Source organism: Cecembia sp., assembly GCF_007126775.1.
Lineage (GTDB): Bacteria > Bacteroidota > Bacteroidia > Cytophagales > Cyclobacteriaceae > Cecembia.
Genome location: NZ_SLAP01000159.1, coordinates 1 through 15782, shown reverse-complemented (window position 1 = coordinate 15782; position 15782 = coordinate 1). Strand labels below are relative to the sequence as shown.

At 43.1% G+C, this 15782-nt stretch carries 12 protein-coding genes; 11 read left to right on the top strand and 1 reads right to left on the bottom strand.

Annotation, left to right across the window (positions count from 1 at the left end):
* Window positions 1-48 precede the first annotated feature (48 nt).
* From QZT73_RS10365 to QZT73_RS10355, 3 genes are read left to right on the top strand one after another with little or no spacing between them, the layout of a single operon-like run.
* Window positions 49-2598: a c-type cytochrome gene (locus tag QZT73_RS10365; protein ID WP_291788014.1), complete on the top strand. Its 2550-nt coding sequence runs from the start codon at window positions 49-51 to the stop codon at window positions 2596-2598.
* A 2-nt stretch (window positions 2599-2600) separates the two neighbouring features.
* Entirely contained in the window at window positions 2601-3701 is a 1101-nt protein-coding gene (locus QZT73_RS10360; RefSeq protein WP_291788013.1) for a sugar phosphate isomerase/epimerase family protein, read from the top strand.
* A gap of 46 nt (window positions 3702-3747) precedes the next feature.
* Window positions 3748-4527, top strand: coding sequence for a glucose 1-dehydrogenase (locus QZT73_RS10355; RefSeq protein WP_291788012.1), 780 nt, complete (start codon window positions 3748-3750; stop codon window positions 4525-4527).
* Here QZT73_RS10355 and QZT73_RS10350 read toward each other — a convergent pair whose 3' ends face one another.
* A complete protein-coding gene (locus QZT73_RS10350) occupies window positions 4528-5859 on the bottom strand; it encodes a GntP family permease (protein ID WP_291784337.1) in 1332 nt (443 codons plus the stop codon).
* A gap of 1550 nt (window positions 5860-7409) precedes the next feature.
* Between QZT73_RS10350 and QZT73_RS10345 the strand changes: the two genes are divergently transcribed.
* The 8 genes from QZT73_RS10345 (at window position 7410) to QZT73_RS10310 (ending at window position 15048) form a co-directional block, all read left to right on the top strand.
* Window positions 7410-8435: a zinc-binding dehydrogenase gene (locus tag QZT73_RS10345; protein WP_291784364.1), complete on the top strand. Its 1026-nt coding sequence runs from the start codon at window positions 7410-7412 to the stop codon at window positions 8433-8435.
* A 20-nt stretch (window positions 8436-8455) separates the two neighbouring features.
* Window positions 8456-9820 carry a D-arabinono-1,4-lactone oxidase gene (locus QZT73_RS10340; RefSeq protein ID WP_291784339.1) on the top strand — a complete coding sequence of 455 codons (1365 nt, stop codon included), beginning with the start codon at window positions 8456-8458 and terminating at the stop codon, window positions 9818-9820.
* Window positions 9821-9857: 37 nt separating this feature from the next.
* Window positions 9858-10562 (top strand): 6-phosphogluconolactonase, encoded by a 705-nt coding sequence (locus QZT73_RS10335; RefSeq protein WP_291784342.1) that lies wholly within the window; start codon window positions 9858-9860, stop codon window positions 10560-10562.
* 168 nt (window positions 10563-10730) lie between these two features.
* Entirely contained in the window at window positions 10731-11414 is a 684-nt protein-coding gene (locus QZT73_RS10330) for an orotidine 5'-phosphate decarboxylase / HUMPS family protein (RefSeq protein WP_291784344.1), read from the top strand.
* A gap of 18 nt (window positions 11415-11432) precedes the next feature.
* Entirely contained in the window at window positions 11433-12467 is a 1035-nt protein-coding gene (locus QZT73_RS10325; protein ID WP_291784346.1) for a zinc-binding dehydrogenase, read from the top strand.
* Window position 12468: 1 nt separating this feature from the next.
* A complete protein-coding gene (locus QZT73_RS10320; RefSeq protein WP_291788011.1) occupies window positions 12469-13269 on the top strand; it encodes an SDR family oxidoreductase in 801 nt (266 codons plus the stop codon).
* A 10-nt stretch (window positions 13270-13279) separates the two neighbouring features.
* Window positions 13280-14167 (top strand): sugar phosphate isomerase/epimerase family protein, encoded by an 888-nt coding sequence (locus tag QZT73_RS10315; protein WP_291784349.1) that lies wholly within the window; start codon window positions 13280-13282, stop codon window positions 14165-14167.
* 11 nt (window positions 14168-14178) lie between these two features.
* On the top strand, window positions 14179-15048 hold the full coding sequence (locus QZT73_RS10310) for an SMP-30/gluconolactonase/LRE family protein (protein ID WP_291788009.1): 870 nt from the start codon (window positions 14179-14181) through the stop codon (window positions 15046-15048).
* Window positions 15049-15782 lie beyond the last annotated feature (734 nt).

Below are 15782 nucleotides of genomic sequence, written 5' to 3'. Positions count from 1 at the left end.
CATTCACGGCAAATATTACCCATTATAACCTATTACTTTAAGCCCAAGATGAACCTACCCAGGTCTTTGTTTCCCTTTCTAGCCCTTGTATGGCTTTTCGCCTGTACAGCAGAAAGCCCCATTGACGGAAATACCCCTTCTCCTCCCAAAAGTCCTCAAGAAGCATTGAAGACTTTCCAAATTGAACAGGGATTTGAAATACAATTGGTAGTCTCCGAACCCCTGGTGCAGGATCCAATTTTTATCACTTTTGATGAAGATGGCAGGCTTTGGGTCATAGAAATGAGGAGCTTCATGCCGGATATTGACGGGGAGGGAGAAAAATTACCTCTGGGAAGAATCAATGTTTTGGAAGATACCAATGGGAATGGACAAATGGACAAAAGCACTATCTATCTGGATAGCCTCATAATGCCAAGAGCCCTTGGGCTGATCAAGGGAGGTGCTCTGGTGGCTGAGAACAATGCCTTGTGGATCACTTATGATGATAATGGGGATCTGATTGCTGACCGTAAAGAACTTTTCGACTCCACTTATGCTGCCAATGGCATCCCTGAACATTCAGACAATGGGTTGCTCAGGAATATTGACAACTGGTACTACAGTGCCAAATCCAAATTGCGTTACCGCCAGGTAAAGGGAGAATGGATCAGGGACAGCACAGAAGCCAGAGGGCAATACGGCATCAGCCAGGATGACCAGGGAAGGTTAATTTATAACTACAACTGGTCCCAGCTCCATGGGGATTTGGTACCTCCAAATTATCTGGGAAGAAATCCCAATCATACATCCTCCTCTGGCATTGACCATGGATTGACAATTGATAGAAGAATTTATCCAATAAGGCCAACCCTTGCTGTGAACAGGGGCTACATCCCGGGCACGCTGGATGAAGAAGGCCGCTTGCTGGAATTCACAGCCGCCTGCTCCCCCACCGTATTTAGAAGCAACTTGTTCCCAGAGGAATACTATGGAAATGTTTTTGTCTGTGAGCCGGCGGGTAACTTGGTGAAAAGGAATGTAGTAAAAGAAGCAGGGATAATCCTGGAAGCATTTGATCCTAATCCAGGAAGGGAGTTTTTAGCCTCCAAAGATGAACGCTTTCGTCCGGTTCATATGGCAGTAGGTCCTGATGGGGCGCTTTACGTGGCCGATATGTACCGTGGATTGATCCAACATGGCTCCTATGTAACTCCTTACCTGAGGGAGCAAACCTTGAAGAAAGACCTGGTTCTGCCCATACACATGGGAAGAATTTGGAGAATAGTACCCAAAAAATGGAAACCATCCGCCTTTCCGCAACTTTCTCAAGAAAGCAGTGAAGACTTGGTTCAAAGGCTACAACATCCAATAGGATGGCATAGGGACATGGCCCAAAGGCTGCTGGTGGAAAGGCAAGACCGATCCCTTGTGCCAGCATTGGAGATTATGGTCAAAGATGGGACCAATGAATTGGGAAGATTGCATGCCCTGTGGACTTTAGAGGGTATGGAAATGCTATCCAGCGATTTATTGCTTTGGTTGATGTCAGACCCTTCCACCCTTTTGGCAAATCATGCATTGCGATTGGTAGAATTAAAAATCCTAGAAGAACCAGAAATCTTGGAAAACTTCCATGTATTCCTCATGAACGAAGCGCCTAAGGCTTCCCGTAAACGCGCACTCCAGTTGGCCTTGAGTGCTTCCATACTTCCCGAAGCCAGCCAAATAACCTTAACCGAAATCCTGTTTGAAAAATATGGCGAGGAGCTTTTGATCAGAGATGCCCTGATGAGCGGTCTTCAAGATAGGGAATTCTCCATGGCAAGGGAATTATGGAATAATGATAACTGGGAAAAAGGTAGTCCAGAAAAAGAAATTTTATTAGAGATGCTCCTTTCCGCTGTTATAAGAAAGAAAAATATACAGGAAATCAGAGAATTGGTCCAATGGGTAGAAAAAAGCAAGGACAATGAAGATTGGAAGGTAAATATTGCACTGAATAGCCTGGCCATTCAAGCAGTAGAGAATCAAAATCTGGGTTTGTTGGAATACCCGCGGAAACCTTTGATCATTGACCTCGCCGAAAAAAATTTAAGTGATAATAAGGCAGAAATGCTTAAACGGATGTTTCAATGGCCAGGATATTCTCCGACAAACTTAATGGCTTCATCGGTCAGCCTGGATGAGATCGCCTTGAAACAGTTTGCCCAGGGCAGACAGAAATACCTTGCGAGCTGCGCAGGCTGTCATGGCTCAGATGGTAAAGGAGTGAACCGCATGGGCCCTCCTTTGGCAGGTTCAGAATGGGTAACTGATAATGAAACCCGCTTGGCACTGATCATCCTACACGGTATGGAAGGGCCTTTGGAAATTGCCGGTAAAACATATGATGCCCCTGAAATTCTACCTGTCATGCCTTCCCACTCCACCATGGACGATGGCAATATTGCAGCGATTCTCACCTATATCCGTAATGAATGGGGCAATCAGGCCGGCCCGGTCAGCGGCAGGTTGGTGGGCACTACCCGCCATACCAATCAAGGACGGGTATATCCCTGGACAGCAGGAGAACTGAATGAACATATCAAGCGAATCGAAAACCCAGCGCCCCAATGACCATGAAAACCAAAGCTCTATCCATTGAACCTTTTGATCAAAGCCGTAGGGATTTTATCCTTAAAGCAGGGCTTTTTTCTATGGCAATGAATTTCCCTGGGGAGATTTTGGGGAAAACTGAGGCAAAACGTAAAATGGGAATCGTGGTTCATTCATATGGGCTGCGTTGGAATTCCACGGTAAGTAGCCAAAACTTTCCAGGTTTTCAGAATGCCCTTCAATTATTGGGACATTGCCATACCCTTGGAGCTGGGGGCATACAGGTTGGTGTGCAAAATTGGAACAGAGATTTTGCATCACAACTTCGGCAAGAAAGCCAAGCGCTTGGGATGTTTATTGAAGGGAGCATAGGGCTTCCAAGATTGGAAAAAGATTCGGCTACATTTGAAAAGCAAATAGAAATCGCCAAATCAGCAGGGGTGAGTATTTTCAGGACTGTTTGTCTTGGCGGTAGGCGCTACGAAACCTTTAAAAGCCGGTTGGAATTTGACCGCTTTAAAGAAGAATCTTTAAATGCATTGAAAATTGCAGCCAAAATAGCCGAAAAGCATCAGGTCAGATTGGCAATTGAAAACCATAAGGACTGGAGAGCAAAAGAACTGGTGGAAATCATAAAATGGATAGACAATAAATGGGCCGGTGTAACCTTGGATTTCGGAAATAACATTTCCCTTTTGGAAGATCCTGACGAAGTCATTGAAATTTTGGCGCCTTATGCATTTTCTACCCATATCAAGGACATGGGCCTTCAAGCATATGATTACGGGTTTTTACTATCTGAAATACCCTTGGGTACCGGGGTAGTGGACCTCAAAAAGGCAGTAGAGATTTGCCAGAAATACAATCCAGACATTAATTTTAACTTGGAAATGATTACCAGGGATCCATTAAAAATCCCCTGCCTGGATCCTGCTTATTGGCCTACCTTCGGCGAATTACCAGCTAAAGATTTGGCCAGGACTTTAAGCTTGGTGCGGGACAAAAGTCATTCCGGGTCCCTACCCATTATCAGTCATTTGAAACCAGAAGAACAATTGGCCACAGAAGAAGACAATATCATCAGCTGTATGCAATACAGTCAAAACGAATTAAATCTGAAATAATCCATTCAACCTTATTAAATCCTACAACTTTAAAAAAAACAGCATTATGGAAAATTTACCTGGAATAAAACTTTTTGATTTAAGTGGAAGATCGGCGATCATTACCGGAGGTTCCAAGGGCTTAGGTTTGGCCATGGCCGCCGGACTGGCTTCTGCTGGAGCCAATATCATGTTGGTGAGCCGGAATAAGGAAGAAGGTAAGGCAGCAGCAAAAGAGCTTGCAGAAAAGTACCCAGTAAAAGTCATTTATTTCAGTGCAGATGTGTCCAGTAAGGAGCAAACTGAAGCCATGGCTAAAAATGCGATGGAGGAATTTGGACGGATTGACATTTTAATTAACAGTGCCGGGATCAATATTCGGGGAGCCATCGATGAGCTAAGCCTTGAAGATTTCCAAAAAGTTATGGATATCAATGTCACAGGCACTTGGCTGAGCAACAGGGCCGTAACCCCATATATGAAAGCTGCTAACAAAGGCAGTATCATCAACCTGGCCAGTACGCTGGGAATTGTCGGTCTGTCCAACAGAACCCCTTATACATCAAGCAAAGGAGCTGTGGTACAGATGACCCGAGCTTTGGCTTTGGAGCTGGCGCCTTTCAATATCACAGTCAATGCCATTTGTCCCGGTCCCTTTCTTACCGAAATGAACCTGCCAATAGCAGATACAGAGGAGGGCAAGAAATTTGTGGTCGGAGCCACGGCATTGGGCAGATGGGGTGAACTGAAAGAAATTCAAGGTGCCGCCCTTTTCCTGGCAAGCGATGCAGGAAGCTATATGGTGGGCTCTATGGTGACGGTGGACGGAGGGTGGACAGCCCGCTGATCAATAAAATATTTTTGTAATCAGAAAAATAAGACCTATGGCCGTAAAGGACATGATGATGGTACCAAGGCTATGGGTCTTATTGCCCTGAGAAATTTTCATGCCGGACAGTTGGGTAACAGCCCAGAAGAAACTGTCATTGGCATGGGAAATGGCAATGGCACCGGCCCCGGTTGCCAGAACGGCAAATACTCGCATAGATTCTGAATCCATACCCAGCGCTCCCAAAAGCGGGGCAATGATGGACGCTGTGGTAATCATGGCCACAGTAGATGACCCTTGGGCAGTTTTTAAGGAAAAAGCAATTAAGAATGGCAGAAAAATCCCCCAACTGGCATTTGCCAAACCTTCTCCTACCAAATCCGCAATTCCTGAATTTTGTAACATTTTCCCGAATACACCTCCTGCACCGGTAATCAAAATGACCGGAGCTGCGATCAAAATAGCCTCCCCTATCCACCCCGAGGAAGAAAGCAATTTGTAGTCAAATTTACTTGGCAGAGAGAAAGAAAGGAATACCCCTAGCAACAAGGCGATAACGGGGCTACCAACAAATGTAATTATGGTGGTGAAAATCCCATCTCCAAAAGGCTGTGAAGGGTATTTGGCAATAGAAGCCAAGACAATCAATAAGAGTGGAAGCACTACTGGCAAAAATGATTTGGTAGCTGATGGGTATTTCTTTTCAATCTTTTCAGGATCAATTTCGGCTAGCTGGGGCTCCAAATGAATATTATAGGCTACCTTCTTGATAAAGTAGTAAGAGGGAATAAGCGTAATCAAACTGATGATCAACCCCCAAAAGATGACCATGCCCAAGTCAGCGTCCAATATCCCTGCTGTGGCAATGGGACCTGGAGTGGGTGGCACCAAAGAATGGGATGCTGTGGCCCCCAAAGCCACAGCAATGGTTGTGGCCGCATAAGGAACCTTGCTTTTGAGAGATAAAGATTTGCTAATAGGGTTCAACATGATGAAAGTACTATCCCCAAAGACCGGAATAGATAGGATATAACCACAGAGCAACATGGCTTTCGTAACAGCCTTTTGACCGATCCATTGTAATATTTTCTCGGCAATGACCAGTGCCCCACCGGTTTTTTCCAGAAAGGTCCCTAAAAAGACCCCCAGCAAAATCAATAACCCAATACTGCCCAAAACACCTCCGAATCCTTCCGAAATAGATTTAATGATCAGATCACCTGGCATTCCGGATAACAACCCATATAAAATAGCCGTAACAAAAAGCGCCAAAAAAGGGTGGATGTCAAACTTTACAATAGCGATCAATATAATCCCTAAGGCGAGCAGAATGGTCAGTATCAATATCATTTTAGAAGTGGTTAAGTAGGTTTATGGGACTGACAGGATTTTCAATATACCCAAAGTTTTACAGGGGTTGAAATTATCATCATAATTTAGTATCCCAAGAGGCAGAATTTTATATAAACTTTCGTTTTGTGACAACCAATGGAATAAATAAGGAAAAGAATAAAGGAAAATACCAAATGTTATAGAACAATTTAACAGCGTATAAAAAATATACATAGTCTAAAAAACAAAAACGGGAAGCAATTCTTACGAATTGACTTCCCGTTTCATGACTTGACAACCTTGGTTATCAAAACATGCCAAGCTACAGTTATTATGACGATAAACTCAGTTACCCAAGTCTAAAAACCAAACCCCGAAATTTCCATAACATCCTAAGATATCAAGGCAAAGAATCAATGCTTCTGCGGTTTCCCTTTTCAGACTTTAATCTCTCAATTAAAGCCCCTTCGCAATCTATCTTTTATGTTTTCAAGGCCAGTCCGGAATTGTACTTCCGATCTTTTATCTCTCACTTGATGAAATCAAAGTACGTTAATTTAACTTCAAAAAACAAAATTTTATACATTTACTTACTAACAAAATATTAACATGGATTTTTGATTTATCAACAAACTTATTAACAGACAGCACAGTTTTCTTCCATTATTAATTAAAATATGAAACCTTGTACAGGATAAATCAATCGGGAATTTAATTTTTTGATAAAACCTTAATTTCTATTTCATTCGGTTTTAAATCCATCCGATAAAATGGCATAAAGAAAAACCCTTCCATTCCGGGAAGGGTTTTTTGTGACTCCATACATTCTGAAATACCCATTGGCTTGAATACCATATAATGAATAAACATCATTTGTTATCCATCCCGCCTTTTGCTGTCTTTCTTGGCCTTCTTATCGGCCCGCTTTTCTTTGAGATTTTTCTCCGGCTTTTTCTTCTCAGCCTTTTTTACTGTTTTTTCCTTAGACATGGGACTTTAAATTTAAAGGAAGTTAGCATTTCCTTTCGGTATTTCATACGGGAATAATAAAATGGATGTTAATATTTTTCAATATAAACGCAAAAACGGGAAGCAATTCTTGCGAATCAACTTCCCGTCTCATTTTTTGATAACCATAGTCACCAAAACATGTCAAGCTACAGTTATTATGACTTCAGACCCAGTTGCCCAAGTTTAAAAACTGACCCTTGAATCCACCTAAACATCCTAAGATATCAAGGCAATGAATCAATGCTTCTGCGGTTTCCCTTTTCAGACTTTAATCTCTCAATTAAAGCCCCTTCGCAATCTATCCTTTCTGTCTTCAAAGCCAGTCGGAAATTTTACTTTCCGCCTTTTATCTCTCACTTGATGTTGTCAAAGTACTTGAAATTAATGATAGGAAACAATATTTTATATATTTATTTATGAACAAAATTTCAACATGTTTTATTGGTTTATCAACAAATTTATCAACATTAAAAAACCCATTCATCAATTTTTTCTTTCTTATTTTGGATTATGCATTAAATTAGAAAATTATCTGCCAAAAAAGTCCTATGAATCCCATGCAAACTGCTGTGGTCAATTATTCAAAATCCAAAGGTTCTGTAGAAATAAGGGAAGTTCCACTTCCTGAAATCGGAGATGAAGATGTGCTTTTACAGGTTCAAAATGTAGGTGTATGCGGAAGTGACCTGCACCAATGGATGGCAACACAGAGCTGGCCGGTAAATTATCCGGTAGTCCTAGGCCATGAATTCAGTGGCAATATTGCTGTTACCGGAAAATCCGTAAAGAATTGGAAAGTCGGAGATCGGGTGGTCAGTGAAACGGCCGCTGTAATCAATCACAATAGTCCCCTCACAAAAACAGGACTTTATAATTTAGATCCGGAAAGAAAAGGATTTGGCTATGGTGTGGATGGAGCCATGACCCATTATGTTAAAGTGCCCCAGAGATGCCTTCATGGTATTCCCGACAACTTGAGTTTTGAAGAAGCTTGCCTTACAGAACCCTGTAGTGTGGCTTATAATGCGGTGGTGGGCAACAGCCAAATACGCCCAGGGGACCGTGTATTGGTTACAGGTCCAGGCACCATTGGTATCTTATGCGCAGCAATTGCCAAAATCTGCGGTGCAGAGGTTGCCTTGCTGGGTCTGGAAACTGACAGGTCCAGATTGGACATAGCGGCAAAAGCTTACTGCATCCATCCTTTGTACGGTAATGCTGAAGGCTGGTGCAAAAAAACAGATGGACTGGGAGTAGACTTGGTGATAGATGCTGCCGGGAACAGTGCTACTTTGAAGACTGCAATGGAAATGGTCCGGCCAAATGGACAGATCACCAAGGTAGGCTGGGGTCCACAGCCTTGCAATTTCTCCCTGGATCCTATAGTTCATAAAAACATCCGGCTTCAGGGAAGTTTCAGCCACAATTGGCCTATTTGGGAAAAGGTCATTGACCTGCTAGCAAAAGGTAACCTGAACGTTAAACCCATTATTGGAGGCGTCTGGCCAATTACAGATTGGAGGAGGGCTTTTGAGGAAATGAAGGATGGCCGGGTAATCAAAAGCGTCTTAAAACCAATCTGAAAAACGAAAGCACAAAACCTATGAACAAAAGAAGTTTTCTAAAAACTGCTTCCACTTTGGTGGGAGCGGCAGTTTTCAGCCCGATCCTAAATTGCACACCTAAAAAACCGGAAATGGCAACAACAGCGTTTAAAAATTGGGCCGGAAACCTGACCTTCAGCACGCAAGAGATCCATACTCCTGATACCATGGATGAGGCCATTAGTTTGGTCAAAAAACTAACTAAACTAAGACCACTTGGATCCGCCCATTCCTTCAACCGCATAGCTGACAGCGATAAAAACCTGATTTCTACCCAGAACCTAAATCGCTTGGTTGATTTGGACACAACACAAATGACAGTAACCGTAGAAGCAGGAATGAAATATGGAGACCTTTGCCTCCTATTGGATAAAGCAGGATACGCCCTACACAACCTTGCTTCATTGCCCCATATTTCCATTGCTGGATCAATCAGTACCGGCACACATGGTTCTGGTCTTGGAAATGGCAATTTATCTACTGCCGTTTCAGCCATTGAAATGATCAACGGAAAAGGAGAAATAATCCACTTTCAGAGAGATAAAGACCCTGAGTTTAATGGAGCTGTGGTAGCTTTGGGAGCTCTTGGACTGATTACCAAGATAACGTTAGATGTGCAACCGACTTTTCAAATGGCACAGATGGTGTACCAAAACCTCCCAACTTCAGCTTTAATGGAAAATTTTGAGACCATCATGTCCGCAGGATACAGCGTAAGTTTGTTTACCGATTGGAGCAAAGATCAAATCAATCAGGTTTGGATAAAGAAAAAAGTCGATACAAGCGGCGCAATAGATTTTCCCGAAAACTTTTTTGGTGCAGTCCCTGCTGCTGGCAATCTCCACCCCGTGGAAAGCATGTCGGCGGAAAGCTGTACAGATCAGATGGGAATTCTCGGCCCCTGGTATGAAAGGCTGCCACATTTTAAAATGGAATTCCAACCCAGTGCGGGTGAAGAATTACAATCCGAATTTTTTGTGCCGCTTGAAAATGCCTACCCTGCATTCATAGCAGTACAGGAAATGGCAAAAGAAATCGGTCCGCACCTTTTCATTTCGGAAATCCGGGGAATACAGGCAGATGATTTATGGCTAAGCCCATGCTTTGAAAGAAATGCCATTGCCTTCCACACCACCTGGAAGCAAGAGATCCCTGAAGTCATGGCATTGTTACCCAAAATGGAGGAAAAACTTTCAGAATTTGGGGCCAGGCCACATTGGGCAAAACTATTTACTGTACCTCCTTCTGAACTGGAAAATAGGTATCCCAAATTTAAAGACTTTAAAAAACTTATGCAGCAACATGACCCTGAAGGAAAATTTCGAAATGTCTTTATTGAAAAAAATATTTTTGGAAATGCCTGAGGCGAATAATATTTTAAGAAATTGACCAAAAATCTTTATGAATATCCATTATTTAAATGACTATGAATCCCTTAGCAAACAGGCTGCGGACATAGTAGAACAAGAAGCAAGCAAAAAAAGTAATTTACTTTTTTGTGCAGCTACCGGCAACTCCCCTACCGGCATGTACGCCGAAATGGCCAAAAAGCCCAGTGTTTTTGGCAATATGACAATTGTTAAAATGGACGAATGGGGAATCATTCCTCTGGAGCATCCGGACTCCTGCGAAACCTATATTCAAACCCATATTTTAGGTCCTTTACATATTCCGGAAGCAAGGTACATCACTTTTGATACAGCTTCCGAGAAGGTGGACCAAGAATGTGACAGGATGGAAAATTATATACAGGAACAGGGTCCTATGGATGTCATTATTTTAGGTTTGGGAAAAAACGGACACATTGCTTTCAATGAGCCTGGGGAATTTCTGGAAACAGGATTCCATAAAAACCTCCTGGAACCCGCTACCATTCAGCATGATCCCAATCTTGCTAAAGGGTCAGAACCGGCTTATGGACTTTGCATAGGTATGCAGGGCATCATGCAATCCAAAAAGGTTATTTTCCTCATCACAGGAAAAGGAAAACAGGAAGCCATTCAGCAAATTCTGGAAAGAAGAATTACTACTTATTGCCCGGCTACTTTCCTTTGGATGCACCCCAATGTGGATTGTCTGATTGATATGAGTAGCCTAGGCCAATAAAAAATGTAAAAACGGGAAGTGTTCTTTCGAATACTTCCCATTTCATGGCCTGATAAAGGGTAGTTTCCAGGTTATGCGAAGTCATAGTAATTAAGAATACTTTCATTTTTTGCCAAAAAAGAATCAAAGCCCTATCTTTAATAGAACCCTATTTGACCCAAATAGCCTATGAAACCCATTGTTCAAATTTCTTTGGACCTGACCAATATCGATGAGGCATTGGAAACGGCCGCCATGGCCCTTCGGGCAGGTGTAGACTGGCTAGAAGCCGGCACGCCTTTAATTTTAGCCGAAGGCCTCCATGGAGTCAGAAAATTAAGAGAAGCCTTCCCTGATACACCCATTGTAGCTGATCTAAAAACCATGGACGGCGGTTACCTGGAAGCTGAAATGATGGCCAAAGCAGGTGCCACCCATGTGGTCGTCATGGCAAGGGCACATGAAGAAACCATCAAATGCGTGGTAAAGGCAGGAAAAGATTACGGCATTGGGGTAATGGGAGATAACTTGGGTTGCCCAGATATGGTCGCAGGGGCCAAATTTCTTGAAGACCTGGGCTGTGATTATGTAATCCATCACATAGGTTACGACGAAAGGAGAGGAATTGCAGCTGCAGGACGCCCAATGCCAAGCCCCTTAGACCAATTGAAAGAGGTAGTGGCTGCAGTCAAAATACCTGTACAGGCGGTAGGCGGGCTTAGTCTGGAACAGGCCATTCGATGCCCGAAATTGGGTGCACCTCTTGTCGTATTAGGAGCTCCACTTACCATAGACGCAGATGCCTTCAAAACCGCAGATGGGGATTTGGAAGCATCTTTAAGAAAAATATGTGCAGCCATTCATGACCAGTAATCAATCAAAATAACAACCATGTCCAGCAAATCAGCAGCAGTAGTCAATTACTCAGAAGCTAAAGGCTCTGTGGAAATCAGAGAAATTTCCATGCCTGAAATCGGGGAAGATGATATTTTATTGGAAGTAGCAAATGTAGGCGTCTGTGGCAGTGACCTCCATCAATGGACCTCTGACCATAGCTGGCCGGTGAATTACCCTGTAGTGTTGGGGCATGAGTTCGGTGGAAAAATCGCCGCACTTGGAAGCCGGGTAAAGGATTGGTCGGTCGGTGACAGGGTGGTAAGTGAAACCGCAGCGGTGATTGATGCCCAAAACCCTATGAGCAGAACAGGACTCTATAATCTTGATCCAACCAGAAAAGGCTTCGGATATGGGGTAAACGGGGCCATGACGAGATTTGTAAAGGTACCTGCCAGGTGTCTCCACCATGTGCCTGATCAATTGGCTTTTGAGGAGGCCTGTCTTACGGAACCTTGCTCTGTAGCCTACAATGCAGTAGTTGGGAATTCAAGGATCAAACCTGGGGACAAGGTATTGGTAATCGGCCCTGGGACAATTGGGATCCTTTGTGCGGCGGTCGCCAGCTTATGTGGGGCAGAAGTGGGCATTGTGGGCCTGGAAGCAGATAGAGGAAGGTTGGAAGTTGCAAAAAATTATGGTTGCGATGCTTTGATTGGAGAGGCAGCAAAAGATTGGGCAAAAAAAGCCGATGGCTTGGGTGCAGATCTGATAGTGGATGCTGCAGGTGTTTCAGCCACCCTTAAAATTGCCATGGACCTGGTACGGCCCAATGGGCAGATCACGAAAGTAGGTTGGGGTCCCCAGCCCTGCAATTTCTCCCTTGATCCCTTGGTTCAGAAAAATGTGCGTTTGCAGGGAAGTTTCAGTCACAACTGGCCAATATGGGAAAAAGTGATCAGCCTGATGTCCAGTGGAAAATTGGATGTCAAACCCATCATCGGAGGCGTCTGGCCTATCACAGAATGGAAAAAGGCATTTGAACTGATGCATGAAGGCAAAGTGGTGAAAAGTGTTTTAAAGCCGGTATAGAATGCGATTGAAGGACAAAGTAATCATCGTCACCGGAAGCACAACAGGCATAGGAAAAGCCATTGCCAAAGCGGCCATTTCAGAAGGAGCTAAAGTCCTAGTCCATGGATTGGAAGAGGACTTGGGCTTACAAGCCATCCAAGAATTTGGTGAAGACAATACTGTCTTGCATATAGAGGACATAAGTACAGCGGGTTGTCCAGAAAAGTTGGTGGAACTAGCCATTAAAACCTGGGGAAAATTAGACGCCATAGTCAATAATGCTGCATGGGTTGTCAATTCAGACATTGACTCCACTGACATTGCATTTTTGGGAAAAGTACTGGAGGTAAACAGTATTGCCCCATTTATATTGATCAAATCAGCCCTTCCTTATTTATCAGCCTCGAAGGGTGTAGTGCTGAACATTGGTTCAGTCAACGCCTGGAGCGGCGAACCCAATTTATTGGCTTATAGTATGTCCAAAGGGGCATTAATGACAATGACCCGAAACTTGGGAGATGTATTACCCAGAACCCATGGTGTCAGGGTCAATCAAATCAACCCGGGTTGGGTACTCACCGAAAGAGAGCGGCAGCACAAAAAACAAGATGGTTTATCAGAAAACTGGCATGAAGAAATCCCTGCCATGTATGCCCCTTCAGGAAGGATACTTTGGCCTTCGGAAATCGCTGCAGCAGCAATTTACTGGCTGGCTGACGAAAGCGGACCTATCAGCGGGCAGGTCGTAGACCTTGAACAACATCCACTGATGGGCAGGAATGCACCCAAGGATCCTACTACTATTCATGGAAAACCTTAATCTAAGAATTATGCCCAAATTAGCTGCTTTCCCAAAAGCCTTTATGCATGCCCTCTGCAAAGATGGCAGCATGAAATTGGCTACCTGGATCGAACTTGCCTCCCAATTGGATATTGAGGGACTGGAATGGTATGCCGGTTTTTTGGAAATGCAGGATACCCATAATTGGAAGCTTTTTAGAAAAATGGTGGAAGACAAAGGGAAAGTCATTCCCATGATGTGCTGCTCCCCTGATTTCACCCATCCCAGCAAAACTTTCAGGCAAAAAGAAATCGACAAACAAAAATACTGGATAGACATGACCCATACGCTTGGAGGTTCTTGTTGCCGGGTGCTATCCGGTCAAAGACGACCTGAACTGACCATCCAGGAAGGTGTAAAACTGGCGGCAGATTGTATCCAAAGCTGTCTTCCTTATGCCGAGGAGCGCAACATTACTCTGATTTTGGAAAACCATTACAAGGATGATTTTTGGGAATATCCGGAGTTTGCCCAAAAAATGGACGTATTCACCCAATTGGTGGACAGCATAGACCATCCCAATTTTGGGGTAAATTACGATCCCAGTAACGCTTTTTTGGCAGGAGAAGATCCTTTGGAATTACTTAAAAAAGTTTCCCAACGCGTGGTCACCATGCATGCCAGTGACAGGTACCTGAAGTTTGGCACCATTGAAGATTTGAGAAATGAAGAAGACGGCGCCCTTGGCTATGCCAAAAGGTTAAGCCATGGAGAAATCGGAAAAGGCTTGAATGACTATGATGCCATATTTACTGAATTGAAGCGGGTGGGTTTTGACAGTTGGATCAGCATTGAGGATGGCGTAGAAGGCATGGACCAACTGGAAAGAAGTGTGGCATTTTTAAGAAATAAATTGGCCCAATATTGGCCTGGTTAAAATCGACTAATATGGAAGCAGTTCAATTGTACGCATCGCAATGCTTTTTGGGAGAAGGGCCTTATTGGCATGTAATAAGAAACAGTTTTTTCTGGGTGGATATAGAAAATAGGAAGTTGTTTGAATATCCCATGGACAGCGGAAAAGTTAACACCTGGAAATTTCAACAGCGCATCACTTTGGTGTTGGAAGGAAAAGCCGATCACCTGATTTTGGCATTGGACCAAAAAATCGCACGCTTTAACCTCAAAACCGAAAACCTAGAATGGATTGCTTTAATAGAGGACATAACGGGCAACCGCTTGAACGACGGGAAATGTGATGCTAAGGGAAGATTGTGGGTGGGTTCTATGAGCAAAAATTTCGACAAAGGTGCAGGAGCATTCTACAGCCTGGATGAAGATTTAAAAATTCAAAAGCATTTAGACCAGATCACCATCTCTAATGGAATGGCCTGGACCCATGACGACAAAATGCTCTACTATATTGACAGCCCCACACAAAAGGTCAATGCCTATCATTTTGATTTGGAAAGTGGCACCATTCAATTTGACCGAATCGCCATTGATATTCCCAATTCCTTAGGAACGCCTGACGGGATGTGTATCGACGTAGAAGGAAAACTGTGGATTGCCCATTATGGAGGTTCGGGAGTCTACCGATGGGATCCGCTTACCGGAAAATTGATGGAAAAAGTCTCTTTACCTGTTCCGCATGTGACTTCCTGTGCTTTTGGCGGAGAAAACTTGGATAGCTTATTGGTGACAACGGCCAGAGAAAATTTAAATGCGGATCAGTTGAGTGAATTTCCTTTGAGTGGGGATGTGTTTGTAATCCAAACCAAAACAAAGGGGTTTTTACCGAACACCTCTTGCTTTTGAAGAAGTCTGAGTAAATCAAATCTACTTTCTCCTGTTCAGAGGAGATAAAAAACAAAAGCGGGAAGTTTTCTTTCGAATACTTCCCGCTTCATAACCTGGTAGACCGTAGTCTGCCAAACTATGCCAAGCTACAGTTATTATGAGTCATTTCAGTTGCCCAATTTGAAAATACTTCTGCTGATATAACGGTCCATTGGATGGCCGCAATACATTTTCATGCATATCAAGATCTCAGAATTTCAGCACTACCTGTTATAGTCTGGATTTTACACCATACTACTTCTTTATCTAATTCAGCTTGTCAAAGTAATCTGAAGTTTTACCTTCACTCTTTTATCTCTCACCTGATGTTATCCAAATTGGTTAACAAAAACCTGAAAACCAATATTTTACCAATTTATTTATACACAATTTTTCCACCGAAATTATCGATTTATACACAAAATATTAACATTCATATCCTTTAAAAGTTTAACCCGAATCCGAAGACACTTTAAAAGTAACGTTAAATAGCTAACTTTTAGTAAGAGGCCAATAAGGTGAAAAAAAAATGGTCCACGTCCGGCTGCTTCGGGCAGGAATTACACTTATTTACACGAAAAGATGGCTTTCGTATTTATCAATTATGCATTAAATTAGAAATAATAATTATAACGAGTTAAAGCTGGCGCTTGATTATACGATCTGTGATGAGATTTAAGATGAAGTCTTTCATTCGTTTTATTTTTTTTCCC

Coding starts and splice junctions, on each gene's coding strand:
- QZT73_RS10365 (WP_291788014.1), top strand. CDS start 49: ATGAACCTACCCAGGTCTTTGTTTCCCTTTCTAGCCCTTGTATGGCTT.
- QZT73_RS10360 (WP_291788013.1), top strand. CDS start 2,601: ATGAAAACCAAAGCTCTATCCATTGAACCTTTTGATCAAAGCCGTAGG.
- QZT73_RS10355 (WP_291788012.1), top strand. CDS start 3,748: ATGGAAAATTTACCTGGAATAAAACTTTTTGATTTAAGTGGAAGATCG.
- QZT73_RS10350 (WP_291784337.1), bottom strand. CDS start 5,859: ATGATATTGATACTGACCATTCTGCTCGCCTTAGGGATTATATTGATC.
- QZT73_RS10345 (WP_291784364.1), top strand. CDS start 7,410: ATGCAAACTGCTGTGGTCAATTATTCAAAATCCAAAGGTTCTGTAGAA.
- QZT73_RS10340 (WP_291784339.1), top strand. CDS start 8,456: ATGAACAAAAGAAGTTTTCTAAAAACTGCTTCCACTTTGGTGGGAGCG.
- QZT73_RS10335 (WP_291784342.1), top strand. CDS start 9,858: ATGAATATCCATTATTTAAATGACTATGAATCCCTTAGCAAACAGGCT.
- QZT73_RS10330 (WP_291784344.1), top strand. CDS start 10,731: ATGAAACCCATTGTTCAAATTTCTTTGGACCTGACCAATATCGATGAG.
- QZT73_RS10325 (WP_291784346.1), top strand. CDS start 11,433: ATGTCCAGCAAATCAGCAGCAGTAGTCAATTACTCAGAAGCTAAAGGC.
- QZT73_RS10320 (WP_291788011.1), top strand. CDS start 12,469: ATGCGATTGAAGGACAAAGTAATCATCGTCACCGGAAGCACAACAGGC.
- QZT73_RS10315 (WP_291784349.1), top strand. CDS start 13,280: ATGCCCAAATTAGCTGCTTTCCCAAAAGCCTTTATGCATGCCCTCTGC.
- QZT73_RS10310 (WP_291788009.1), top strand. CDS start 14,179: ATGGAAGCAGTTCAATTGTACGCATCGCAATGCTTTTTGGGAGAAGGG.